The sequence below is a fragment of the Aeromicrobium sp. MLTX1 genome (assembly GCF_046452335.1).
GTDB lineage: Bacteria > Actinomycetota > Actinomycetes > Propionibacteriales > Nocardioidaceae > Aeromicrobium.
On record NZ_JBKFDN010000005.1, the window covers coordinates 1 to 21,539 of the forward strand.

27 protein-coding genes are annotated in these 21,539 nt (G+C 69.9%); all 27 read right to left on the reverse strand.

Annotated features, from left to right (window positions below):
* Positions 1-155: 155 nt before the first annotated feature.
* The gene (locus ACK99Q_RS17445) at positions 156-356 is read right to left on the reverse strand and encodes a WhiB family transcriptional regulator (protein ID WP_410187403.1); all 201 of its coding nucleotides are present in this window, start codon (positions 354-356) and stop codon (positions 156-158) included.
* Positions 357-681: 325 nt separating this feature from the next.
* Positions 682-2,127 carry a phage/plasmid primase, P4 family gene (locus tag ACK99Q_RS17450; protein WP_410187373.1) on the reverse strand — a complete coding sequence of 482 codons (1,446 nt, stop codon included), beginning with the start codon at positions 2,125-2,127 and terminating at the stop codon, positions 682-684.
* A gap of 499 nt (positions 2,128-2,626) precedes the next feature.
* Positions 2,627-3,154: a hypothetical protein gene (locus ACK99Q_RS17455; protein ID WP_410187374.1), complete on the reverse strand. Its 528-nt coding sequence runs from the start codon at positions 3,152-3,154 to the stop codon at positions 2,627-2,629.
* Positions 3,147-4,544 carry a recombinase family protein gene (locus ACK99Q_RS17460; RefSeq protein WP_410187375.1) on the reverse strand — a complete coding sequence of 466 codons (1,398 nt, stop codon included), beginning with the start codon at positions 4,542-4,544 and terminating at the stop codon, positions 3,147-3,149. The genes ACK99Q_RS17455 and ACK99Q_RS17460 overlap by 8 nt, the downstream gene beginning before the upstream one ends.
* Before the next feature lie 13 nt (positions 4,545-4,557).
* Positions 4,558-4,812 carry a magnesium chelatase domain-containing protein gene (locus tag ACK99Q_RS17465; RefSeq protein WP_410187376.1) on the reverse strand — a complete coding sequence of 85 codons (255 nt, stop codon included), beginning with the start codon at positions 4,810-4,812 and terminating at the stop codon, positions 4,558-4,560.
* The gene (locus ACK99Q_RS17470) at positions 4,812-5,174 is read right to left on the reverse strand and encodes a YraN family protein (protein WP_410187377.1); all 363 of its coding nucleotides are present in this window, start codon (positions 5,172-5,174) and stop codon (positions 4,812-4,814) included. Before ACK99Q_RS17470 ends, ACK99Q_RS17465 begins: the two co-directional genes overlap by 1 nt.
* A 75-nt stretch (positions 5,175-5,249) precedes the next feature.
* The gene (locus tag ACK99Q_RS17475) at positions 5,250-6,611 is read right to left on the reverse strand and encodes an MFS transporter (protein WP_410187378.1); all 1,362 of its coding nucleotides are present in this window, start codon (positions 6,609-6,611) and stop codon (positions 5,250-5,252) included.
* A gap of 7 nt (positions 6,612-6,618) precedes the next feature.
* Positions 6,619-6,927, reverse strand: a complete 309-nt coding sequence (locus ACK99Q_RS17480) for a DUF2469 domain-containing protein (protein ID WP_179425193.1) — start codon at positions 6,925-6,927, stop codon at positions 6,619-6,621.
* Positions 6,927-7,631: a ribonuclease HII gene (locus ACK99Q_RS17485; protein WP_410187379.1), complete on the reverse strand. Its 705-nt coding sequence runs from the start codon at positions 7,629-7,631 to the stop codon at positions 6,927-6,929. The genes ACK99Q_RS17480 and ACK99Q_RS17485 overlap by 1 nt, the downstream gene beginning before the upstream one ends.
* Complete coding sequence (lepB, locus tag ACK99Q_RS17490; RefSeq protein WP_410187380.1) at positions 7,628-8,281, reverse strand: signal peptidase I; 654 nt, start codon at positions 8,279-8,281, stop codon at positions 7,628-7,630. The genes ACK99Q_RS17485 and lepB (ACK99Q_RS17490) overlap by 4 nt, the downstream gene beginning before the upstream one ends.
* A 51-nt stretch (positions 8,282-8,332) precedes the next feature.
* Positions 8,333-8,998, reverse strand: coding sequence for a signal peptidase I (lepB, locus tag ACK99Q_RS17495; protein ID WP_410187381.1), 666 nt, complete (start codon positions 8,996-8,998; stop codon positions 8,333-8,335).
* A 73-nt stretch (positions 8,999-9,071) separates the two neighbouring features.
* On the reverse strand, positions 9,072-9,422 hold the full coding sequence (gene rplS / locus ACK99Q_RS17500; protein WP_179425201.1) for a 50S ribosomal protein L19: 351 nt from the start codon (positions 9,420-9,422) through the stop codon (positions 9,072-9,074).
* A gap of 178 nt (positions 9,423-9,600) precedes the next feature.
* Positions 9,601-10,830: an ammonium transporter gene (locus ACK99Q_RS17505; RefSeq protein WP_410187382.1), complete on the reverse strand. Its 1,230-nt coding sequence runs from the start codon at positions 10,828-10,830 to the stop codon at positions 9,601-9,603.
* Positions 10,831-10,947: 117 nt separating this feature from the next.
* The gene (trmD, locus tag ACK99Q_RS17510) at positions 10,948-11,637 is read right to left on the reverse strand and encodes a tRNA (guanosine(37)-N1)-methyltransferase TrmD (protein ID WP_410187383.1); all 690 of its coding nucleotides are present in this window, start codon (positions 11,635-11,637) and stop codon (positions 10,948-10,950) included.
* Entirely contained in the window at positions 11,637-12,152 is a 516-nt protein-coding gene (gene rimM / locus ACK99Q_RS17515; RefSeq protein ID WP_179425207.1) for a ribosome maturation factor RimM, read from the reverse strand. Before rimM ends, trmD begins: the two co-directional genes overlap by 1 nt.
* Positions 12,153-12,160: 8 nt before the next feature.
* On the reverse strand, positions 12,161-12,400 hold the full coding sequence (locus tag ACK99Q_RS17520; protein WP_179428187.1) for an RNA-binding protein: 240 nt from the start codon (positions 12,398-12,400) through the stop codon (positions 12,161-12,163).
* 14 nt (positions 12,401-12,414) lie between these two features.
* On the reverse strand, positions 12,415-12,879 hold the full coding sequence (gene rpsP, locus ACK99Q_RS17525) for a 30S ribosomal protein S16 (protein WP_410187384.1): 465 nt from the start codon (positions 12,877-12,879) through the stop codon (positions 12,415-12,417).
* A gap of 178 nt (positions 12,880-13,057) precedes the next feature.
* A complete protein-coding gene (cmk, locus tag ACK99Q_RS17530) occupies positions 13,058-13,711 on the reverse strand; it encodes a (d)CMP kinase (protein ID WP_410187385.1) in 654 nt (217 codons plus the stop codon).
* 8 nt (positions 13,712-13,719) lie between these two features.
* A complete protein-coding gene (locus ACK99Q_RS17535; protein WP_410187386.1) occupies positions 13,720-14,784 on the reverse strand; it encodes a prephenate dehydrogenase in 1,065 nt (354 codons plus the stop codon).
* The gene (locus ACK99Q_RS17540) at positions 14,781-15,551 is read right to left on the reverse strand and encodes a pseudouridine synthase (RefSeq protein WP_410187387.1); all 771 of its coding nucleotides are present in this window, start codon (positions 15,549-15,551) and stop codon (positions 14,781-14,783) included. Before ACK99Q_RS17540 ends, ACK99Q_RS17535 begins: the two co-directional genes overlap by 4 nt.
* On the reverse strand, positions 15,502-16,206 hold the full coding sequence (gene scpB / locus ACK99Q_RS17545; RefSeq protein WP_410187388.1) for an SMC-Scp complex subunit ScpB: 705 nt from the start codon (positions 16,204-16,206) through the stop codon (positions 15,502-15,504). The genes ACK99Q_RS17540 and scpB overlap by 50 nt, the downstream gene beginning before the upstream one ends.
* A complete protein-coding gene (locus ACK99Q_RS17550; protein WP_410187389.1) occupies positions 16,193-17,077 on the reverse strand; it encodes a segregation and condensation protein A in 885 nt (294 codons plus the stop codon). The genes scpB and ACK99Q_RS17550 overlap by 14 nt, the downstream gene beginning before the upstream one ends.
* An 8-nt stretch (positions 17,078-17,085) precedes the next feature.
* Complete coding sequence (locus ACK99Q_RS17555; RefSeq protein ID WP_410187390.1) at positions 17,086-17,400, reverse strand: hypothetical protein; 315 nt, start codon at positions 17,398-17,400, stop codon at positions 17,086-17,088.
* On the reverse strand, positions 17,385-18,236 hold the full coding sequence (locus tag ACK99Q_RS17560) for a ParA family protein (RefSeq protein WP_410187391.1): 852 nt from the start codon (positions 18,234-18,236) through the stop codon (positions 17,385-17,387). The genes ACK99Q_RS17555 and ACK99Q_RS17560 overlap by 16 nt, the downstream gene beginning before the upstream one ends.
* A gap of 17 nt (positions 18,237-18,253) precedes the next feature.
* Positions 18,254-19,186 (reverse strand): site-specific tyrosine recombinase XerD, encoded by a 933-nt coding sequence (xerD, locus tag ACK99Q_RS17565; protein ID WP_410187392.1) that lies wholly within the window; start codon positions 19,184-19,186, stop codon positions 18,254-18,256.
* Positions 19,183-19,779 carry an NUDIX domain-containing protein gene (locus ACK99Q_RS17570; RefSeq protein WP_410187393.1) on the reverse strand — a complete coding sequence of 199 codons (597 nt, stop codon included), beginning with the start codon at positions 19,777-19,779 and terminating at the stop codon, positions 19,183-19,185. The genes xerD and ACK99Q_RS17570 overlap by 4 nt, the downstream gene beginning before the upstream one ends.
* Entirely contained in the window at positions 19,776-21,440 is a 1,665-nt protein-coding gene (locus tag ACK99Q_RS17575) for a CTP synthase (protein WP_410187394.1), read from the reverse strand. Before ACK99Q_RS17575 ends, ACK99Q_RS17570 begins: the two co-directional genes overlap by 4 nt.
* Positions 21,441-21,539: the final 99 nt, after the last annotated feature.

Consider the following 21,539-nt stretch of genomic DNA (forward strand, 5'->3'; position numbering starts at 1 on the left):
CGCCGTACGGCAGCCCGAGTCGGAAAGCGACCTCCGGGCCGGGATTGGGCTGGCCTTCGGTGTAGTCGGTCCAGGTTCGGTTCATGGGTTTCTCCTCTTCGATTGCAAAAAACCCCCGCAGGGGGAGATAGGCCGCTTCCCGGGGGTCGCCGTTTTCATGGCGCCCCGGGGAAGGGGTGCTGGCGTGGGTGCCGGCGTCGTTCGCTGGGCGTCATGCCCGCCCACACGGCCGACGGCTCCGGGAACGCCAGCACGTACTCACCGCAGGCACTGATGGCCGGACAGGCCATGCACCGCCAGCCCGCGGCCTCTTGATCTGCCTTGGACTCCGACAGCCACAAGTTCGGCTCGGCCATGCATGGAACGCTTGAGCCGGCGTCGAGGGCTTCGGCGATCGTGAGGTACAGGTCGGCGAGTGCGTGAGCGCGGCCTGGTTCCTCGATGGCGTTCTTCGGTGGGCGGCTCACGATGTGCCCCCGAAGTTGTGGGAGCAGCGAGTGCAGCACGGCCCGACGTCCTCGAGCCGCCTCAGGTGACAGAAGTGGACACCGAGCCCGCAGGCCCAGCAGTCCGTCATTCCCCTGCCATTCCAGACATTTCCGGGAGCGAGTGACGGGTAGTGGCGGGTTGAGGACAACTTTCCCTTAGTCACACTCGCGTAGGGAAGTTGGTTTGAACCCGTCACCACCCGTCACCTCCCCCGATTTCAGGCTGATCTGGGATGGGTCGCAGGCCCTTCCAGGTCTTGCCGCTGTTCGTGCGTTTGGACTCGTAGCCCAGGCGCACCAGCTCCCCCGAGAACGCCTTCTCGGTGAGTGGCTCGGCCCCGTCACGCACGGCCCAACCTGTCCACACGCCGAACAGCTCACGGGTTGTCGCGTGGAAGTTCGGGTTGAGTTCGCAGGCATCGGCGACGAAGCGCGCCACCGCGTCAGACTCCGTGCGGTAGCCATCAGTTGCCGCGACCACCGATGCGGGTTCGCGCATCCCACCGTTGTTCTCGTAGTCGAAATGACCGGCGATGACCCATCCGAGGATCGCGTCGGCGTGGAGACGCAGCGTCTCCGGTAGGTCGGGGTCGCGCTGCTCGGGCGGCACCGTCACGTCGAAAGGGATCACCCTCACTCGACGCCACACCGCCGGATCGTTGCCGCGCACCGTCGGCAGCGCGTTTGTGACGTAGAGGAGCTGGTGCGACGGCACCCACGTCACCGGCGGCGAATAGAGGTTGCGCGCGGTCAACTCGTCGCCGCCCGTGAGGCGCTTCATCACGGCCTCGTCCAGTTTTCGCCCCTCGGCCGTCTCAGACCCAACGACGAGCCGTGCGCCGAGAAGCACCATCAGCTCAGGGCCGCCCGTGCGGCCCCGCTCCCGCGCCATCAGCAGCTCGGGGTCGATCACCTTGGCGTAGTCCCCCAGTGCGGACGTGATGGCCGTGTAGGCGGTGCTCTTTCCGTTGGCTCCCGTGCCGGTCAGCACCGGGAAGAGGTGCTCACGTACCCGCCCGTAGACCGCTTGTCCGACGACGCGCTGGAGATAGCCGCGCACGTCGGCCGATGGCAGAACCTGGGCCAAGAACGCCTCCCAGACGGCCGCGTCGGCGTCCGGGCGGTAGGCGCCCGTGGTGACTCTGGTGAGGCGGTCGGCGGGATCGTGTGGTCGCAGGGCACGAGTTCGGAGGTCGAGCGTGCCGTTGGCGCAGTTGAGCAACCACGGGTCAGCGTCGAGATCCTCGATGGTCGCGGCCAGCATCGGCTTTGCCAGATCGAGGATGCCGGCGACGCCGGACGCGGACTCTGCCTTGCGGACGTCCCGGCGGAGGTCGTGATCGTGCAGGCTGTCAGACAGAGCCTTCCTGAGGGTCTCGAGGACGGCCAGCTTCGCCTCCTCGCGCTTGTCCTCGACCCAACGCCGACCGTCGTAGACGAGCCAACCCAGACCGTGAACGTGCATGAGACGAGAACGATGAGCCGCGGCAAGCCGGTAGGCAAGTCGCGCCTGACCACGGTGAGTCGAATCGGCGTCGAGTTCGGCATCCTCGCTGGTCGTCGCGATCGCCGAGTGAGGCGCAGGTGTCGCAGGTGCGACACCTGCGCGACCGTCGGCCGCTCCCCAGGCGTCGGTCATCGGCGGTCACCGACCTCAGCACGCCTTGCCGCGACCCAGAGCCGTCGCGCGCGGTGTCGACGCGTCCACTCCAAACGACGTCGAGCCCGAGCCGGATCTGGCAACTGCGTTCGGATCTGCGCGATTATCGCTTGGTTTTCTGAGATACTGAGGATGTCGCCAGCCAACGACTTGGAAGCCGCCTCCGGGCGGCTTTCCTCATTCACGCGGCCCCCGGCGCCAGGAGTCGCGCTAGCCGGTCCCGCTGCTCACGCGTAAGCGGTGGCCAGGCGGAAACCGACTCTTCGATCCGTGCGGCCAGTCGTTCGGCTCGAAGTGCGCGACGCGCATTGATTAGATCAGGATCGTCTGCATCGCGAGAGCGGCTGAGTGATGCGACGCGGGCGCGCTCTGTTGTCCAGTGGGACATGAGAAAGGCTCCTCGGCAGGGTCATTCCGCTCCCTGCTAAAGAGCCTTTTTGCGGCCGTCATCCGCGACACGCTCGGTACTGCTGTCCTACTAGGCCAGTCTAGCAGCCAGGGCAGACAAGGAGATGTCGCCGACGCCCGTGTCGCGCAGGACATCCAAGAGAGGCTTGATTCGCTCCTCTCTTACTTGAAGGTTCAGGCCACACAGCCGGCACTCCATGATGAATGTGGTGTGCGCCGGGCGAACCCCTGTGCCGTTGTACGGCCCCATGGCGATCAGATCGCCTGACTGACCGATGAGCTTCTGGTTCTCTCCGTTCGGCCCGTCACTCTCGGGGATACCTCTCTCCCTGCGGACCCCCTCAGCGATGTCCGCATACTTCGCGAGGCCAACCTTCTCGCCGACGGTCGCGTCGTTCTTCTCTTGCTGCCATCGACGGAACGCTTCCTCGTGTGCCTGCATCTCTCGCACTGATGTCACCCTGTCAGCCCACCACCAGCCGTCAGGAGAACTCGCGTCAGGCTCGGCGTACAGAAGCTCAATCACCTTTACTCTCCGGCCCTTGTGGATCGGATCGTCTCCAGTGCAGAAGACGCGGACTGTTGGCTCATCAGCCACGTTCTCGCTCCCTCCTCGCGACGTCGATAGACGTGACGTCGCTATATGGCTCCCCTGGCCGCCATCCCTTCGGCCGACCCTTACTGCCTGGGTAGACGACGACCTCGAGCAACTCCGCTAGGACGGCTCGCTTCACATCGAGAGTGGCAGCATCGTAAGCACTTGCCGGGTCCGGGGACCCCCCAATCGCGGAAAGCGCGTCGCCCCTCCTCTTTGCAGCGATCGCGGCTTCGAGTTCCTGGATTTGGGCGCGCACCCGCTCCGAGGCCTCCCTCAATTGCCGACCGGAGAGGTGGCCTTCTGCGTAGTCGACCTCAAAGCCTGTCAGCCGTGCACGGAGTCCTGCGATCCGATCGACTTCGACAGACGTCGATTGGGAGTTCGATGCTGCGAACGCGTCACGGACATCAGCGCGAGCCAGGTATGCCCGAATGTGGTTCTCGACGTACTCATCGACGACGGCCTGCACCCGAGACACGTGGGTTCCCGCCTCGCACCGATAGACCGTACGGCCGTTGGATTTGGTGGCGCGCATCTTCTTCCCACAAGAGCCACAGCGGTAGATGCCGGAACCCAGCCACTTCGCGTTGCTCCTACCGGCGTTGGTGCGCCGCCGAGCATCCGTGAGGATGGAGGTCACCGCCCGCCAAACGTCCTCGGAGACAATCGCGGGCCACTCGGCGGTACCCGCTACCTCGTCGGCGACACTAAGCAGTCCGGCGTTCCGGGGGCGGATGAGAACCTTCTTGACCCGAGATCCGTTCCACTGCTGGCCCCGCGTCCCCGTCGACCCCGATGCATTCCAGTCTCGCGCGATCGATGCGAGCGATCGTCCGTCTAACACCGCCTGACTCGCGCCGGCCACGAGGTTGGCCTCGTCGGCCTTAACGGTGACACCGTCACGTTCGTAGCCAAACGGCCGAGGCCCACCCCGGTATCGCCCATCAGCAGCAGCTTGAGCCTTCGCGCGCTTCATGCGCTCGCGGGCGTGGTCGACCTCGTGTTGGGCGGCGGCACCAAGCATACGAGCGACCATGCGACCGGATGCGGAAGAAAGGTCCACGGACCCTGAGCGAACGGTCTGGACTGCCGTCCCGTGCCTCTCGCAAATCCCGACGAACTCCTCCAGTTCAGTGACGCGGCGGTGCAGCCGGTCAGCATGCCAAGCGACTACCCCGTCGACAACGCCCGCCTCGATGTCGGACAACATCTTCCGGTACCCAGGGCGAGCCCGCCCGGAGTAGGCGCTGACGTCGTTATCGCTGTAGGTGGCCACGACTTCCCATCCGAGACGTTCGGCGAGTTCTCGGCAGTCTGCTTCCTGGCGGTCGACTCCTAGTCCTGCACCCTCGCGATCACGGCTGATGCGCGTGTAGATAGCTGCTCTCATAACAAGGTCTATTTTACTCTCTTGACAGGTCGTAGTGCGGTCCGCTCTTGGGCAGGCTGGACGGCGCGAGGTTGATCGTCACGCGCGTGTCGGGCCACGAGGTGCCGGAGTTCACCACCGCGGAGCGCACGCGGTTGCGCGCCTCGCTCACGGTGGCGTCGGCCAGGCCCACGACGACCGTGGCCGACAGGCCGGAAGCGATGTCGACCTCCACCTCGACGGGACGGCCGGCGAGGCCGTCGAGGGCGATGGAGTGCACGGCCGCCATCACGCCACCCCCGCGATCCGCTCGACGCGCGGTCCCCCGCTGCGTGGCACCCACACGGTGACGACGTCGATCCGGACGCCGTCAGGGCTGACCTCGTGCACGTCGAGCCAGCGGGAGAGCGACCGGCGCAGCATCGTGATCTTGCGGTCGGAGACCGACTCGAGCGGCGTCCCGTGACTCGCGGAGGTGCGCGTCTTGACCTCGCACACCACGAGCGTGTCGCCGTCGCGCGCCACGATGTCGATCTCCCCGTGCTGGCAGGTCCAGTTCCGGGCGAGGATCACCATGCCGAGGCGGCGCAGGTGGTCGGCGGCGACGCGCTCGCCGTAGGCGCCGAGCGCCTGGTTCCGTGCGTAGGTCATGCGCCGAGCCTTCCGGTCGGGCGGCGCCCGGAGAAGGCCTCGCGCGAGGCCTGTGGACGAGCCCGGAGAGGCGCGTCAGGGCTGTGGACGAGCGGCGGCCGCGTCGGCCGCCGCCTCCTCCCGATAGCGCTCGGAGAGCAGCCGGTACGAGCGCGTGCCGAACGCCACCAGCGCGAGCGCGACCATGATCAGCCCGGCGAAGAAGAAGATCAGCGCGATCCCGCGCGCATCGCCGGTGCCGACGAGCCACTCCCACTGGCGGGCGCCCTCCTCGGACTCCAGCAGCGGGATGATCCAGAACTCGGCGAGCGGCGCGACCAGGAACGCCGTGACCGGCGCCGCCGCCGACTCGAAGGCCTGCGCGAAGCCGAACACCCGGCCCTGGCTCGTGAAGGGCACGACCCGCTGGATCACGGTCTGCTCGGCGGCCTCCACCGCCGGCACGATCAGCAGGAACAGCCAGATGCCGGCGATGCACAGCCAGGGCCACTCGCGCAGCGTGAACGTCGCGTTGAGCACGCCCATCGCCACCAGCACCCACAGCATCGTGCGCAGCGGGTTCGAGCCGAGTCCCCAGCGCGCGATCACGAGCCCGCCCGCGATGAAGCCCGTGGACGCGAAGCCGAAGACCAGTCCCCACTCCTCCACCGAGAACATCGTCAGTCCGTAGGGATCCATGAGCGCCATGAACACGCCCGAGACGAGGTTGTTGAACGTCGTGAGGACGATCAGCGCGAACAGGCCCGGCACGAGCGCGATCGCCGCGAGCGCGCCACGGACGTCGACCTTCGGCGTCGGCTCGCCCGAGCTCGACGGGTGCTCCTCGGCGATCCGCACGAAGGCCAGGTGCACGACCGTGGCCACCGTCAAGACGTTCGCGATCACCAGCGTCCAGCCCATGCCGAGCTGGCCGATCGCCAGGCCGCTGAAGACGCTCGTCACGATGAACGCGATGCCCTGCACCGTGCCCACCAGGCCGTTCGCCCGGTCGCGGCGGTCGGCGGGGATCAGCAAGGTCACCAGCGTGGAGAGCGCGATGTTGCGCATGCTCTCCACCACCGAGCCGAAGAGCACGATGCCGGAGAACAGCCAGAACCACGGGCCGGTCATGTCGACGATCGCCGCGGGGCCGACCCACGCGTAGAGCACGCCCGCCGCGAGGAAGGACGCCATCGTGACCAGGCTCGAGCCCACGAGGACGTCGCGCTTGCGGTGGCGGTCGACGAGCGTGCCGAAGAGCATCGCGAACAGTGCCAGCATCAGCATGTAGGCGCCCCCGACGACGCCGGTGGCCAGCACCGAGCGCGTCTCCAGGTAGACCCAGAACGTCAGCGCGAACCACAGGAAGCTCGTGGTCACGTTCGCGACCAGCGTGTTGGTCAGGACGTGGGCGAAGGTCCGCGCCCCGTGGGGAGGCGCGGTGGGATCGGTCGTCATGGGTCGCTCAGGCCGGAGGCAGCTTGACGTCGGAGTCCTGCAGCTCCTCGACGTTGACGTCCTTGAAGGTCAGCACCTTCACGTGCTTGGCGAAGCGCGCCGGACGGTAGATGTCCCACACCCAGGCATCGGCCATCGTGACCTCGAAGTAGGCGTCGCCGGACTCCGAGCGGACCTTCACGTCGACGGCGTTGCACAGGTACAGCCGGCGGTCGGTCTCGACGACGTACTTGAAGATGCCGACGACGTCGCGGTACTCGCGGTAGAGCGACAGCTCCATCTCGTTCTCGTACCGCTCGAGATCCTCAGCGCTCATCAGACCACCGCCTCCGTCATCGCCACCGCCACGTCGGGAGCCGGGCCGCAGCCCGGCAGGGACCACGAGCGCCGGTGGTGCAGCGTGGGACCGTGCTGCGCCAGCGCCGCAACGTGCTCGGGCGCCGAGTAGCCCTTGTTGAGCTCCCAGCCGTACTCGGGATGCTCGGTGGCCAGCTGCACCATGATCGCGTCGCGCGCGGTCTTGGCCAGGATGCTGGCCGCCGCGACGGCCGCGCACCGCATGTCGGCCTTGATCATCGTGGTGACCGGCGGGACCTCGTCGGCGAGTCCGGGCGGGCCGAACAGAGCCGCCTGCTCAGGAATGCTCAGGTAGTCGTGGTTGCCGTCGAGCAGCACCGCGTCGGGCCGCACGGCGAGCTGGGCGAGGGCGCGGTGGCCGGCCAGCCGCATCGCGGCGATGATCCCGTACTCGTCGATCTCGGTGGGGGTCGCGTGGCCGACGCCGTGGACGGGTGCCCAACGGCGGATCTTCGGCACCAGGGCCTCGCGGGCGGCCGGGGTGAGCAGCTTGCTGTCGCGCACGCCCTGGGGCGCGGTGCGGGTCTGCTCGGTGACCACGACCATGCCGATCGTGACAGGTCCGGAGAGGGCGCCGCGGCCGACCTCGTCGCTGCAGGCCAGCGCCGTGCGGCCCTCGCGCAGCAGGCGGCGCTCGTGGCGCAGCGACGGCGCGGGGCTCACGGGACCTCGTCGAAGGCGTCGGTCCCGGGGATCGTCCCGAAGCGGTTCAGCGGCCACACCCTCAACCATGCCTTGCCGACCACGTCCTCGTCAGCGATGAAGCCACCTCCGGGCTCGCCGAGGTGCGCGCGCGAGTCGGCCGAGTTGCCCCGGTTGTCGCCCTGCACCCACAGGTAGCCCTTCGGCACCTTCACGTCGAAGGTCTGGTCGGCGTTGACCTCCTGGTCGGCCAGGTAGGGCTCGTCGATCGGCTCGCCGTTGACCGTGGTGCGGCCCTGCGCGTCGCAGCAGACGACCCGGTCGCCGCCCACGCCGATGACGCGCTTGATGAGGTGACCGCCGGACGGGAACAGGCCGACGACCTCGAGGCCGCGCTGCACGACGTTGGCGGACTCGTCGGCGTCGCCACCGAGCCAGTTGCCCGGATCGCGGAAGACGACGATGTCGCCGCGCTCGGGTCCGCCGCTCCAGTACGACCACTTCTGCACGAGCAGCTTGTCGTTCTTCACCATCGTCGGAACCATCGAGTCCGAGGGGATGTAGAAGGCCTGGAAGAAGAAGGTCTTGACGATCAGGGCCAGGACGAGGGCGGTGGCGACGAGGAGGATCGACTCCTGCCACAGCGGCAGCTGGCGTTTCTCCTCAGGCACTCGATGAGCCTACCGGCTGGCCCCGGGCGAACCGCGCATCGGTCGGTCGCGTCACGGAGCGGGAACGTCGTCGAACGCGTCGGTCGGCGCGACCCGCCCGAGGCGGTCGAGCGGCCAGATCCGCGCGCCGACCCGTCCGACGACGAGGTCGGTGTCGACGAAGCCTCCGCCGGCCTCGTCGAGGTGGGCTCGCGAGTCCTTCGAGCCCGCCCGGTTGTCGCCCTGGACCCACAGGCTCCCCCTCGGCACCGTGACCTGGAACGGCTGCGCGACGTTGGCCGCCTGGTCGGCCAGGTACGGCTCGTCGATCGGCTGGCCGTTGACCAACAGGCGTCCGGCCTCATCGCAGCAGCGGACCTCGTCGCCGGCGACGCCGATCACCCGCTTCACGAGGTGACCACCCTGCGGGAACAGCCCCACCGCCTGCAGCCCGCGCTGCCACGGGGCCGGCGGCTCCAGGGGCCCGAGCCAGTCCCCCGGGTCGCGGAAGACGACCACGTCGCCGCGCTGCGGCTCGCCGAGGCGGTAGGACCACTTCTGCACCGCGATGCGGTCGTCCTTCGCCAGCGTGGGGACCATCGACGACGACGGGATGACGAAGACCTGGAAGGCGAAGGTCCGCACGAGCAACGCCAGGGCGAGGGTGCCGGCGACCAGGACGACCGCGTCGAGCCACCGGGGCAGCCGGCGCCGTCGCGTCCTGGGCTGCTCGGTCACCCGCAGATCGTAGCCCGGAAAGGCGACGACCCCGCTCCCTGACGGGAACGGGGTCGTCGAGCGGCGGGAGAGATCAGATCTCGCGCTTCTCCTTGATCTTGGCGGCCTTGCCGCGCAGGTTGCGCAGGTAGTACAGCTTGGCGCGACGGACGTCGCCGCGGGTGGCGACCTCGATCTTCTCGATCACCGGCGAGTGGACCGGGAACGTGCGCTCGACGCCGACGCCGAAGCTGACCTTGCGGACGGTGAAGGTCCGGCCGATGCCCGAGCCCTGCACCTTGATGCAGACGCCCTGGAACAGCTGCACACGCGAGCGGTTGCCCTCGACGATGTTGACGTGGACCTTCAGGGTGTCGCCCGCGCGGAAGTCGGGGACGTCGTCGCGCTTGCTCTGCGCTGCGATCTGGTCGATGACGTTCGTCATGATCTCTCCTCGCCGGTGCCACAAGTCACCTGCGGATGTCGTGTTGCCGAAAGTTGGGTGTGGTGCGTCGTGGTGACTCCCTCATGGCAGAGCCGTCCGGCACCAGCAGTCCATGATGCCACAGCGCCCCGCCCCCGAGGAAATCGGGGACGGGGCGCCGTGATGCAGCAGATGATGCTCAGTCGAACTTGTACGCGGCGCCGCCGTGCAGGACGTTGTCCAGTCCGGCGACCTCCTCGTCCTCGGTGACGCGGAAGCCGATCGTGGCGTCGATCGCCTTGCCGAGGCCGAAGGCCACCGCGAAGGAGTACGCCGCGACGACCACCGACGGGATGATCTGCGCGATCAGCTGGTCGAGGTCGCCCCCGGTGAACAGGCCCGTGTCCGTGGCGAAGAAGCCCAGGTAGAGGCAGCCGAGCAGACCGGCGACCAGGTGCAGGCCCACCACGTCGAGCGAGTCGTCGTAGCCGAGCTTGTACTTGAGGTCGATCGCGAAGCAGCAGATCGCACCGGCGACCAGGCCGAGCACGATGGCCCAGAACGGCGTCAGGTTGGCGCAGGCCGGGGTGATCGCGACGAGGCCGGCGACGATGCCCGAGGCGGCGCCGACGGCGGTCGGCTTCCCGTCCTTGAAGTGCTCGACGACGATGTAGCCCAGGACGCCGGCGGCGGGGCAGATGATCGTGTTCAGGAAGATGATCGCCGCGGTGTTGACGTCCGTGGCCGCGCCGGTGTTGAAGCCGAACCAGCCGAACCACAGGATCGCGGCGCCGATCAGGACCAGCGGGACGTTGTGCGGCTCGGCCGACTCCTTGCTGAACCCGACCGTGCGCTTGCCCAGGACCAGGGCGAGGGCGAAGGCCGCCGCGCCGGCACTGATGTGGACGACGGTGCCGCCGGCCCAGTCGATCGGGGCGGCGTCGCCGATGGTCAGCTTGCCGATCCAGCCGGAGAGCTCGCCGTCCGCGTCGAGGCCCCAGACCCAGCCCTGCGACGGGAAGTAGACGATCGTGGCCCACAGGCCCGCGAAGAGCATCCACGGGAAGAACCGAGCACGGTCCGCGACCGCGCCGGAGATGAGCGCCGTGGTGATGACCGCGAAGGTCGAGCCGAACGCGACGCCGGCCAGGCCCGAGGCGCCGTCACCGGTCGCGAGGTCCTGCAGGGCGAAGTCGGAGAACGGGTTGCCCAGCCAGCCGCTGATCCAGTCGCCGTCGCCGATGGCGGTCATGTTGACGCCGTAGAGGACCCACAGCACGAAGACCAGGCCCATCGCGCCGAAGCTCAGCATCATCATCGAGATGACGCTCTGCGCCTTGACGAGTCCGCCGTAGAAGAACGCCAGTCCCGGCGTCATGAAGAGAACAAGGGCCGCGCAGATCAGCAGCCAGATGGTCCCGGGTTCCATATCAACCTCTTTGCAGTAGGTAACACGTGAGCAGCGGCCGGAGCTCCCTTGCCGCGGCGCTGCACCGATCCTGCTGCGGCCCGATTACGCGGGTCCTCCAGCGTCGTTACGAGCGTGTTACTCGCCGAGATCACGTGTTAAATCCGGACGACGCTGCTCGGTGCGCAGGCGGGACTGGTCCCTGCGCCAGGCGGCGATGCGTCCGTGGTCCCCCGACAGCAGGATCGGCGGGACGTCCAGGCCGCGCCACGAGGCGGGCTTGGTGTAGACGGGGTACTCGAGGAGGCCGTCGGCATGCGACTCCTCCGAGAGCGACTCGGGGTTGCCCATGAAGCCGGGCAGCAGCCGCACGACGGCCTCGATGATGGCCAGCGCGGCGACCTCTCCCCCGTTGACGACGAAGTCGCCCAGGGAGATCTCGCGGACGTCCCACCGGGTGGCGGCGTGGTCCAGGACGCGCTGGTCGATGCCCTCGTAGCGACCGCACGCGAACACCAGCTGCTCGGCGGTGGAGAGGCGGACCGCCTCGGCGTGGGTGAAGGGCGCGCCCGAGGGCGTGGGCACGACGACGACGGCCCGGTCGGTGGCGACGGCGTCGAGTGCCTCGCCCCACGGCTCGGGCTTCATCACCATGCCGGCGCCGCCGCCGTAGGGGGTGTCGTCGACCGTGCGGTGACGGTCGTGGGCCCAGTCGCGCAGGTCGTGCGCCTGGAAGTCGACCAGTCCGGCGCGGCGGGCCTTGCCCGGCAGGGACAGGTCGAGCGGCGCGAAGTAGTCGGGAAAGATCGAGAGGGCGTCGATGCGCACTAGCGCACCTCGTCGGCTTCCTCGGGGTTCAGCAGGCCCGGCCGGTCGACGACCGTGACCGTGCCGGCGTCGAGGTCGACCTCGGGGACGAGGGCCTCGACGAAGGGCACCTGCACGCGGCGCCCGTCGACCTCGACCAGCAGGGTGTCATGGGCAGGGAGGTGGAGCACGTCGAGCACGCGCCCGCGCGACGCCCCGTCGACCTGCACCGCCAGCCCGATCAGCTGGTGGTCGTAGAACGCGTCGTCGTCCTCCGGGACCTCGTCGGGGTCGATCTCGACCTCGAGCAGGGCGCCGTGCAGCTGCTCGGCCGCCGTGCGGTCGGGGACCTCGGCGAACGTCACGAGCAGCTTGCCCGAGTGGGGACGGCTGGCGGTGATCGTCAGCTCCCGGTCACGACACAGGACCGACGAGCCCACGGCGAAACGCCGTTCGGGCTCGTCGGTCCTGGTCTCGACGGCGAGGTCGCCGCGGATGCCGTGGGCACGGCCGATCCGGCCGACGACGACGCGCATGCTGGAGCTCAGCGACGCCGGTCGACGTCCACGAAGTCGATCCGCGCGCCGTCGGCACCGGCGATGGCCGATGCGACGGTGCGGATCGCCGTGGCCGTGCGACCCTGGCGCCCGATGACCTTGCCGAGGTCGCTCGGGTTCACGCGAACCTCGAACAGCTCGCCCCGGCGGGTCTGCTTGGCGCGGACCGTGACCTCGTCGGGGTTGTCGACGATGCCGGCGACGAGGTGCTCGACGACCTCCTGCATGGGAGCGGACACGATCAGGCCTCGTCGGCCTTCGCGTCGGCGGCCGGGGTCTCCTCGGCCTTCGGCTCCTCGGCCGGGGTCTCCTCGGCCTTGGGCTCGTCCTCGGACTTCGCCTCGGCCTTCTTGGCCTTGGTGGTGGCCGACTTCTTGGGCTCGGCGTGCAGGTCCTTCAGGGCGGCGTCGAACAGCGCGGCCTTGTCGGCCTTCGGCTCGGGCTGCTTGAGCGAGGACTCGCCACCGATGTCACCGGTGAGCTTGAGGATCGCCGCGACGGCCTCGGTCGGCTGCGCGCCGACGCCGAGCCAGTACTGGGCGCGATCGGAGTCGACGTTGATGGTCGACGGATCGGTCTTCGGGTTGTACGTGCCGATCTCCTCGATCACGCGGCCGTCACGCTTGGTGCGGCTGTCGGCGACGACGATGCGGTAGAACGGCGTGCGGATCTTGCCCATCCGCTTGAGGCGAATCTTGACTGCCACGAGTGTGGTGTCTCCTTGTGAAATCGAACTGTGGTGACGGTGACCCGGCGTGTGGGGCAGGCCCGGTCTTCATCGAGGGCCGGGCTCGGCGGGAGAGAGGGCCGCACCGATTCCGGACGCAAGCGCCCATTCTGCCAGAACGAGCAGCCGCGTTCCAATCCGCCTCGCTCCCCCGGACTCAGCGGCGCGCGAGCCCCACGATGTGGTCGATGACCTCGTCCAGCGTGAGGTCCGTGCCGTCCACGACGACGGCGTCGTCGGCCTGCGCCAGCGGGGACGCGGCGCGGTTCGAGTCGATCGCGTCGCGGCGCGCCAGCGCCTCGCGCATGGCCTCAGCGTCCTCCACCCCGAGCTCGAGCGCGCGGCGCTTCGCCCGGGCGACCGGGTCGGCGACGAGGTAGATCTTCAGGGCGGCGTCGGGCGCCACGACGGTGCCGATGTCGCGTCCCTCCACCACGATGCCGCCGGTGGCCGCGGCGATGGCCTGGCGCTGGAGCGAGACGAGCTGCTCGCGCACCTGCGGGACGGTGGCGACCGGGCTCACGGCCGCGGTCACGGCGTCGCCGCGGATCGGCTCGGAGACGTCGACGCCGTCGGCGGCGATCGTGGGACCCTCCGGGTCGGTGCCCGACGTCAGCACCACCTCGCGCGCGGCGGCGGCGACCGCCTCGGGGTCGTGGACGTCGACGCCGCGCTCGAGCAGCGCCCACGTCATCGCGCGGTACATCGCGCCGGTGTCGAGGTAGGCGTAGCCCAGCCGCGAGGCCACCCCGCGGGAGGTGCTCGACTTGCCGGACCCGGAGGGTCCGTCGATGGCGATGACGTCGGTCATTGGTCTCCTCAGCGGAAGGCGGCCCAGCCGCGTTCGATCAGGGCGGTGTGCAGGTCCTCGGCGACGCCGGCCTGCACCACGACCTCGACGACGCCGACGAGGCGGCCGAGCTCGTGGTCGATGCGCATGTCCTCGATGTTGATGCCCGCGTCGCCGATGTCGGCGAAGAGCCGCGAGAGCTCGCCGGGCGTGTCGTCGATCGAGACGAAGACGCCGGCGAGGGCGATCGGGTGGGCGCCGTGCTTGCCCGGGACCCGGGCGACTCCGGCCCGCCCGCGGTCGAGGTGCTCCCCCACCGAGCCGTCGGCCGTGCGGACGGCGGCGCGCAGGTCGTCGAGGCGGACGGCGAGGTCGTCGAGGATCGCGCCCACCTGGCCCGCGTTGCTGCCGATGATGTCGACCCAGAGGCCGCGGTCGCTGCCGGCGATGCGGATGACGTCGCGCAGTCCCTGACCGGCGAGCAGGAGGTCATCGCCCTCGGCCTCGGTCAGCAGGCCCGCGGTCAGCGCGGACACGAGATGGGGCACGTGGGAGACGAGGGCGACCGCGCGGTCGTGGGAGGCGGCGTCCATCCGGCGCACGACGGAGCCCAGCGCCGTGGCGACGCGCTCGACGAGCGCGACGGCCTCGGTGTCGGTGCCCTCGGTGGGCACGACGGCCCAGGCTCGGCCCTCGAACAGCAGGCCCGAGCCGGCCATCGGGCCGGAGCGCTCCTTGCCGGCCATGGGGTGGCCGCCGACGAACCGCGGATCGGTGACACCGGCGCAGACGTGCGACTTGACGCTGGCGACGTCGGTGACCACGGCCGAGGGGAACTCCTCGAGTGCCGACAGGGCGGTCTCGACCACCGCGGCGGGCGGCACGGCCACCACGACGAGCGTGGGATCCTGCACGGGATCGGGCGTGCCGGCGCCCAGCGACGCGGCCAGCTCCACGTTCGCGGGACGCGCGTCGCGCAGGTGCACCCGGACACCGAGATCGCTCAGTCCGAGCGCGACCGACGTGCCGATCAGGCCGCAGCCGATGACCAGAACCGGTCCGGGCACGACAGGTTCGGGCAGATCGGCAGTCATGCCTCCACGCTATCGAAGAGCGCACCGAGCTCGTCGCGCGACAGGTCGCGCATCGCACCCACGCGCAGGTCGCCCAGCCGCAGCGGGCCGAACGCCGTGCGCGTCAGCTCGACCACGGGGTGGCCGACGGCGTCCAGCAGGCGCCGGACGATGCGGTTCTTGCCGCTGTGCAGGTCGAGCTCGACGAGGCTGCGGCCGCGACTGCGGTCGCGCACCACGAAGCGGTCGACGGCCGTGACGCCGTCCTCCAGCTCCACGCCCGCGAGCAGGCGGCGGCCCGCCGCGGCCGCGACGTTGCCGTCGACGAGGGCGACATAGGTCTTCGTGACCTCGAACGACGGGTGCGCCAGCTGGTGCGCGAGGTCCCCATCGTTGGTGAGGATCAGCAGCCCCGAGGTGTCGGTGTCGAGCCGGCCCACGTGGAACAGCCGGTCGGTCCGGTCGGTCAGCAGCCCGGACAGGTCCGGACGGCCCTGCTCGTCGGCCATCGAGCTGACGACGCCGCGCGGCTTGTTGAGGATCACGTAGGCGTGCTCGGACGGCGGCGGGATGCGCACGCCGTCGACGCGCACGACGTCGGTGGTGGGGTCGACGCGGGCGCCCAGCTGCGTGACGACCTCGCCGTTGACCTCGACGCGGCCCGTGGCCATCAGCTCCTCGCTGCGGCGACGGCTGGCGACGCCGGCCTGGGCCAGCACCTTCTGCAGGCGGATCGGCTCAGCCACCGACGCCTCCCGTGGTCTCGGCGGACTCCGCGGCGGGAGCATCCTCGGCGGGCACGGCCTCGCGCTCGGCGGTCTGCTGCGCCACGCGCTCCAGCTCGCCGTCGAGGTCCTCCAGGTCGGGCAGCATGGGGGCGAGCTCGGGCAGCTCGTCCAGCCCGCTGAGGCCCATCCGCTCGAGGAAGTAGTTCGTGGTGCCGTAGAGGATCGCGCCGGACTCGGCGTCGTGGCCCAGCTCGACGATGAGGCCGCGGGTGACCAGCGTGCGGACCACGCCGTCGACGTTGACACCGCGGATCGCCGAGATCCGCGAGCGGCTGATCGGCTGGCGGTACGCGACGACCGCGAGGGTCTCCAGCGCCGCCTGGCTCAGCCTGGCCTGCTGGCCCTCCAGCACGAACGCGGAGACGACGTCGGCGAACTCCTCGCGGCTGTAGAAGCGCCAGCCGCCGGCGAGCTCGCGCAGCTCGAAGCCGCGACCCTGCTCGGCGTACTCGGCGGCGAGCGCTCGCAGCGCCTGCTCGACATCCGTGGGCGGGTGACCCACCGCCTGCGCGAGCACGAGGTGGTCGAGCGGCTCGTCGGCGATCATCAGCACGGCCTCGAGGGCGGGGCGCAGCTCGACCGGCGGGCGCGTGTCCGCCTCGGTCTGCTCGTCCGTCGCTCCCGGCTCGGGCGTGTGGTCGTCAGTCTCGGTCATCGTCACTTCCGGTCGTCGGGGCCGTCGGGACCTCGAGGTCCCCGGCATCGCCCTCCTCGGGCAGGGTCGGCTCGTCGAACTCGTCGCCCACGTCGATGTCGCCGTCGTCGGTGCCGGTCCAGCGCACCGTCAGCTCGCCCAGCGGCACGGCCTGCTCGAACGACAGCATCCCCTCGCGGAACAGCTCCAGGAGCGAGAGGAAGCGCGCCACCTTGGTCTGGCCGTCGGGGGCGTCGGCGACGATCGCACGGAACGTCAGCGACCGCTCGCGGCGGAGCCGGTCGACGACGAGGTGGGCCTGCTCGCGCACGCTGACAGCCGGGGCGTGCAGGTGGGCCAGCGACACGAGCGGCGGCGCCTTCGGTGCGAGCGCGGCGGCGGCCAGCTCGGCGAGGTCCTGCGGGGTCGCACGGATCTCCACCTCGGGCAGCAGCGTCGCGAAGCGCGGCTCGAGCGTCACCGCCCGCGGATGACGCAGCAGCTGGTTCTCGAAGCGCTCCTGGAGGATCGCCGCGACGGCCTTGAACGCCCGGTACTGCATGAGACGGGCGAACAGCAGGTCGCGGGCCTCCAGCAGGGCGAGGTCCTCCTCGTCCTCGACCTCGGCCTGCGGCAGCAGCCGCGCGGTCTTCAGGTCGAGCAGGGTGGCCGCGATCAGCAGGAAGTGGGTGGTCTGCTCGAGGTCGTCCTCGAGCTCGCGCGTGTACGCGATGAAGTCCGACGTGACGACCGAGAGCGCGACCTCGGTGATGTCGAGCTGGTGCTTGGAGATCAGCTGCAGCAGCAGGTCGAACGGTCCCTCGAAGTTGCCGAGCGAGACCGAGAAGCCGGCCTCGGACGCCTCCGCGGGTGCCGGATCGGTCACGGACACCGCGGCGCTCATTCCTCGCCGAGCCGGCGGGCGAGCTCGCTGTCGGCCCCGCGGGTCTCGAGGTCGGCCAGCGCACCGGCGATCGCGGCACGCACGAGGCGACCGCGGTCGACCTTGCGGCCCAGCACCGAGCGCAGCTCGAGTCGCGCCTGCTCGATGGCGAGCAACTCGTCACTGGTGAGGTAGACGGTCATCTTCTCGTCGTGCTTCACCCGCCCGCTGCCGGACGGCGGCACGGCGGGGGTCTGCTCGGATCGGGGCCCACTGGGTGCGGTCGGTCGGAAGAGCTCGTCCGCACCGGGCAGGTTCACGCGTCGGGACACCGCAGCAGCACTTCCCTCGCCAGCTGGCGGTAGGCCTCGGCACCCGGCGACGAGGACGCGTACTCCGTGATCGGCTCGCCCGCGACGGTGGAGTCGGAGAACTTCACGGTGCGGCGGATGACGGTGTGGAACACGGCGTCGCCCCAGCCGTCGACGAGCGTCTGGAGGACCTCGCGGCCGTGCAGGGTGCGGCCGTCGAACATCGTGCCGAGCAGGCCGATGACGCGCAGGTCGAAGTTGGTGCGGTCACGCACCTTCTCGATGGTCTCGTTGAGCAGCGCGACGCCGCGCAGCGCGAAGTACTCGCACTCCAGCGGCACGATGACGCCGTCGGAGGCGGTGAGGGCGTTGACGGTGAGCAGGCCCAGCGAGGGCTGGCAGTCGATGAGGATGACGTCGTAGTCGTGGCGCACGTCGCGCAGCGTGCGCGCGAGCACCTGCTCGCGACCCACCTCGGTGACCAGGCGCATCTCGGCCGCCGACAGGTCGATGTTGGCCGGGACGAGGTCGAGGTTGTCGACCGACGTGCCCAGGATGATCTCCTTCATCGAGAGCTCGCGGTCCATCAGCACGTGGTAGATGCTCTGCTCGATCTCGTGCGCGTTGTAGCCCAGGCCGACGGTCATGGAGCCCTGCGGATCGAAGTCGACCAGCAGCACGCGACGACCGGTCTCGGCCAGTGCGGCGCCGAGGTTGATCGTGGTCGTGGTCTTGCCGACGCCGCCCTTCTGGTTGCACATCGAGATGACGACGGCGGGGCCCTGCGTGGTGCGCGGTCCGGGCTCGGGAAGGTCGGGGATGGGGCGACCGGTGGGTCCGAGATCCGTGCTGGGCATGTCGGCCACTGTACCGCTCACCGGAGCGCCCGGGGATGGGACGCCGCGTACGTCTCGCGCAACTTGTCGATCGTCACGAGGGTGTAGATCTGGGTGGTCGTCACCGATGCGTGGCCCAGCAGTTCCTGCACCACGCGGACGTCGGCACCGCCGTCGAGCAGGTGCGTGGCGAACGAGTGACGCAGGGTGTGCGGCGACACGTCGGCGTCGATCCCGGCACGCCGGGCGGTCTTGGTCAGCACCGTCCACGCGCTCTGACGCGAGAGCCTCCCGCCCCGGGCGTTGAGGAACACGGCGGGGCCGCTGCCGGTGGCCGCGGTGAGGTGCGGACGCGCCTTCGTCAGGTACGTCTCGAGGGCGTCGCGCGCGAAGGACCCCAGCGGCACGATGCGCTGCTTGGAGCCCTTGCCGGTCAGCAGCACCGACGACTGCTCGAGGTCCACGTCGTCCACGTCGAGCCCGACCGCCTCGGAGATGCGGGCGCCGGTGCCGTAGAGGATCTCCAGCAGCGCGCGGTCGCGCATGGACAACGCGGTGCCGGGCTCCCCCGCGGCCGTCAGCAGCGCCTCGACCTCCTCCAGCGGCAGGGCCTTGGGCAGCCGCGACGCCGGTCTCGGGGGTCGCACGGCGGCCGTGACGTCGTTGGCGACGATCTGCTCGCGCAGGCAGAAGCGGTGGAAGCCGCGGACCGCGACGACCGTGCGCGCGACGCTCGACGTGCCGAGCGACGGGTGGTCCTCGTCGCCCTCGCGCAGGGCCGCGGCGAACGCCGTGACGTGGTCCTCGACGATGTCCGCGGGCTCGGTGACGCCGGCTCCCGCGAGGAACTCGGTGTAGCGACGCAGGTCGCGGCGGTACGAGGCCAGCGTGTTCTCGGCGAGGCCGCGCTCCACCGCGAGGTGGGACAGGTACTCGGCCACGACTCGCTCGACCGCGCCGCCGTCGGTCACGCCCGTGCCACCGCCAGGATCGCCACGACGGTCTTCGCGTCGAAGATGCGGCCGTCGAGGCAGGCGGCCACGGCCTCGTCGAGGTCGACCCACCAGTGCGCCATGTCGGCCTCCTCGGCCTCGCGCTCGGTGCGCTCGGTCTCGGCGACCGGCACCAGGTCGGAGGCGTGGAAGAGCGTGATCGTCTCGGTGGAGTAGCCGACGGTGGGAGCGATCCGCATCAGCTCGCGCCACGTGCCGGCGACCAGGTCGGTCTCCTCGGCCAGCTCGCGCGCCGCGGTCTGCTGCGGCTGCTCCCCCTCGACGTCCATCAGACCGGCGGGGATCTCGAGCATGCGACGGCCCATCGGATGACGGTACTGCTCGACGAGCAGGATCCGTCCGTCCTCGTCGACGGCGGCCACGCCCACCGCACGCCGCGGCCGCACCACGACGCGCGGATGGGTGGATCCGTCCGGCGCCTCGATGGTGTCGACCGTCAGCGTCAGGTAGGGATTCTGGAACCCGACCTCGGAGCCCACCTGCGGCCACGTGCCGTCGCCGGCCTCGACCGGAGCGGCGATCCGCCCCGGCAGCCGGGGGTGCGAGGTCACGATTCCTCGACGGGCAGCCGCATCTCCAGCTTGCGCTTGAGCGAGGCCGCGATGAGGCCCGAGAACAGCGGGTGCGAGCGCGTGGGACGCGAGCGCAGCTCGGGGTGCGCCTGGGTGGCCACGTAGAACGGGTGCACCTCGCGCGGCAGCTCGACGAACTCGACCAGGGTGGAGTCCGGCGACGTGCCCGAGAACACCATGCCGGCCTTCTCCAGGTCGTCGCGGTACGCGTTGTTGACCTCGTAGCGGTGGCGGTGGCGCTCGTCGACCTTGTCCGAGCCGTAGAGCTCGCGGACGATGCTGCCGGCCTTGAGGCTCGCGGGGTACAGGCCCAGGCGCATCGTGCCGCCCAGGTCGCCCGCGCCCTCGACGAACTCGTGCTGCTCGGCCATCGTGGCGATGACCGGGTGCTCGGTGGCGGGGTCGAACTCCGAGGAGCTCGCGTCCTCGATGCCGAGCTCGGTGCGGGCGTACTCGATCACCATGCACTGCAGACCAAGGCACAGGCCCAGGACGGGGATCTGCTGCTTGCGCGCGTAGGTCAGCGCGCCGAGCTTGCCCTCGATGCCGCGGATGCCGAAGCCGCCGGGCACGCAGATGCCGTCGACGTCGCCGAGCTGCTCGGCGGCGCCGGCCTCGGTGGCGCAGTCGTCCGACGGCACCCAGCGCAGGCGCACCTTGGCGTTGTTCGCGAAGCCGCCGGCGCGCAGCGCCTCGGCCACGGAGAGGTAGGCGTCGGGCAGGTCGATGTACTTGCCGACCAGCGCGATCGTGACCTCCTCGTCGGAGTGGTGCACGCGGCGCAGCAGCGCGTCCCACTCGCTCCAGTCGACGTCTCGGAACGGCAGGTCGAGGCGGCGCACGACGTAGGCGTCGAGGCCCTCGGAGTGCAGCACCTTCGGGATGTCGTAGATCGAGGGCGAGTCGACGGCCGTGACGACCGCGTCCTCGTCCACGTCGCACATGAGCGAGATCTTGCGCTTCACGCCCGCGGGCACGGGGCGGTCGGAGCGGCAGACGATCGCGTCGGGCTGGATGCCGATCGAGCGCAGCGCGGCGACCGAGTGCTGCGTGGGCTTGGTCTTGAGCTCGCCCGAGGGGCCGATGAACGGGATCAGCGAGACGTGCAGGAAGAAGACGTTGGAGCGGCCCACCTCCTGGCGGACCTGGCGCGCGGACTCCAGGAACGGCTGGCTCTCGATGTCGCCCACCGTGCCGCCGATCTCGTGGATCACCACGTCGACGTCGGGGCCGCCCATCGACAGCATCCGGTCCTTGATCTCGTTCGTGATGTGCGGGATGACCTGCACGGTGTCGCCGAGGTAGTCGCCGCGGCGCTCGCGGGCGATGACGTCGGAGTAGACCTGACCGGTCGTGACGTTGGCGCGACCGACGAGGTCCTCGTCGAGGAAGCGCTCGTAGTGACCGATGTCGAGGTCGGTCTCGGCGCCGTCGTCGGTCACGAAGACCTCACCGTGCTGGAACGGGTTCATCGTGCCCGGGTCGACGTTGAGGTACGGGTCGAGCTTCTGCATCGTGACCCGCAGGCCGCGCGACTTGAGCAGGCGCCCCAGGCTGGAGGCGGTCAGGCCCTTGCCGAGGGAGGACACGACTCCACCGGTGACGAATACGTGCTTGGTGACGGCGTTAGTTGCCAACATGACTCCCGTGGGTCCGGTTCGGATGCGGAACCGGGCGGTGCCTGCGGCAGCGTCCGGGGGTTGAGGAACCGCCTCGCGGGCTGGGTTCGACTCTGGGTT

Excerpts from the sequence above, each read along its gene's own strand:
- ACK99Q_RS17445 (WP_410187403.1), bottom strand. The coding sequence starts at position 356 with ATGGCCGAGCCGAACTTGTGGCTGTCGGAGTCCAAGGCAGATCAAGAG.
- ACK99Q_RS17450 (WP_410187373.1), bottom strand. The coding sequence starts at position 2,127 with ATGACCGACGCCTGGGGAGCGGCCGACGGTCGCGCAGGTGTCGCACCT.
- ACK99Q_RS17460 (WP_410187375.1), bottom strand. The coding sequence starts at position 4,544 with ATGAGAGCAGCTATCTACACGCGCATCAGCCGTGATCGCGAGGGTGCA.
- ACK99Q_RS17465 (WP_410187376.1), bottom strand. The coding sequence starts at position 4,812 with ATGGCGGCCGTGCACTCCATCGCCCTCGACGGCCTCGCCGGCCGTCCC.
- ACK99Q_RS17470 (WP_410187377.1), bottom strand. The coding sequence starts at position 5,174 with ATGACCTACGCACGGAACCAGGCGCTCGGCGCCTACGGCGAGCGCGTC.
- ACK99Q_RS17475 (WP_410187378.1), bottom strand. The coding sequence starts at position 6,611 with ATGACGACCGATCCCACCGCGCCTCCCCACGGGGCGCGGACCTTCGCC.
- ACK99Q_RS17480 (WP_179425193.1), bottom strand. The coding sequence starts at position 6,927 with ATGAGCGCTGAGGATCTCGAGCGGTACGAGAACGAGATGGAGCTGTCG.
- rplS (WP_179425201.1), bottom strand. The coding sequence starts at position 9,422 with ATGACGAACGTCATCGACCAGATCGCAGCGCAGAGCAAGCGCGACGAC.
- ACK99Q_RS17505 (WP_410187382.1), bottom strand. The coding sequence starts at position 10,830 with ATGGAACCCGGGACCATCTGGCTGCTGATCTGCGCGGCCCTTGTTCTC.
- rimM (WP_179425207.1), bottom strand. The coding sequence starts at position 12,152 with ATGCGCGTCGTCGTCGGCCGGATCGGCCGTGCCCACGGCATCCGCGGC.
- ACK99Q_RS17520 (WP_179428187.1), bottom strand. The coding sequence starts at position 12,400 with ATGCAGGAGGTCGTCGAGCACCTCGTCGCCGGCATCGTCGACAACCCC.
- cmk (WP_410187385.1), bottom strand. The coding sequence starts at position 13,711 with ATGACCGACGTCATCGCCATCGACGGACCCTCCGGGTCCGGCAAGTCG.
- ACK99Q_RS17535 (WP_410187386.1), bottom strand. The coding sequence starts at position 14,784 with ATGACTGCCGATCTGCCCGAACCTGTCGTGCCCGGACCGGTTCTGGTC.
- ACK99Q_RS17540 (WP_410187387.1), bottom strand. The coding sequence starts at position 15,551 with ATGCTCCCGCCGCGGAGTCCGCCGAGACCACGGGAGGCGTCGGTGGCT.
- scpB (WP_410187388.1), bottom strand. The coding sequence starts at position 16,206 with ATGACCGAGACTGACGACCACACGCCCGAGCCGGGAGCGACGGACGAG.
- ACK99Q_RS17560 (WP_410187391.1), bottom strand. The coding sequence starts at position 18,236 with ATGCCCAGCACGGATCTCGGACCCACCGGTCGCCCCATCCCCGACCTT.
- ACK99Q_RS17575 (WP_410187394.1), bottom strand. The coding sequence starts at position 21,440 with ATGTTGGCAACTAACGCCGTCACCAAGCACGTATTCGTCACCGGTGGA.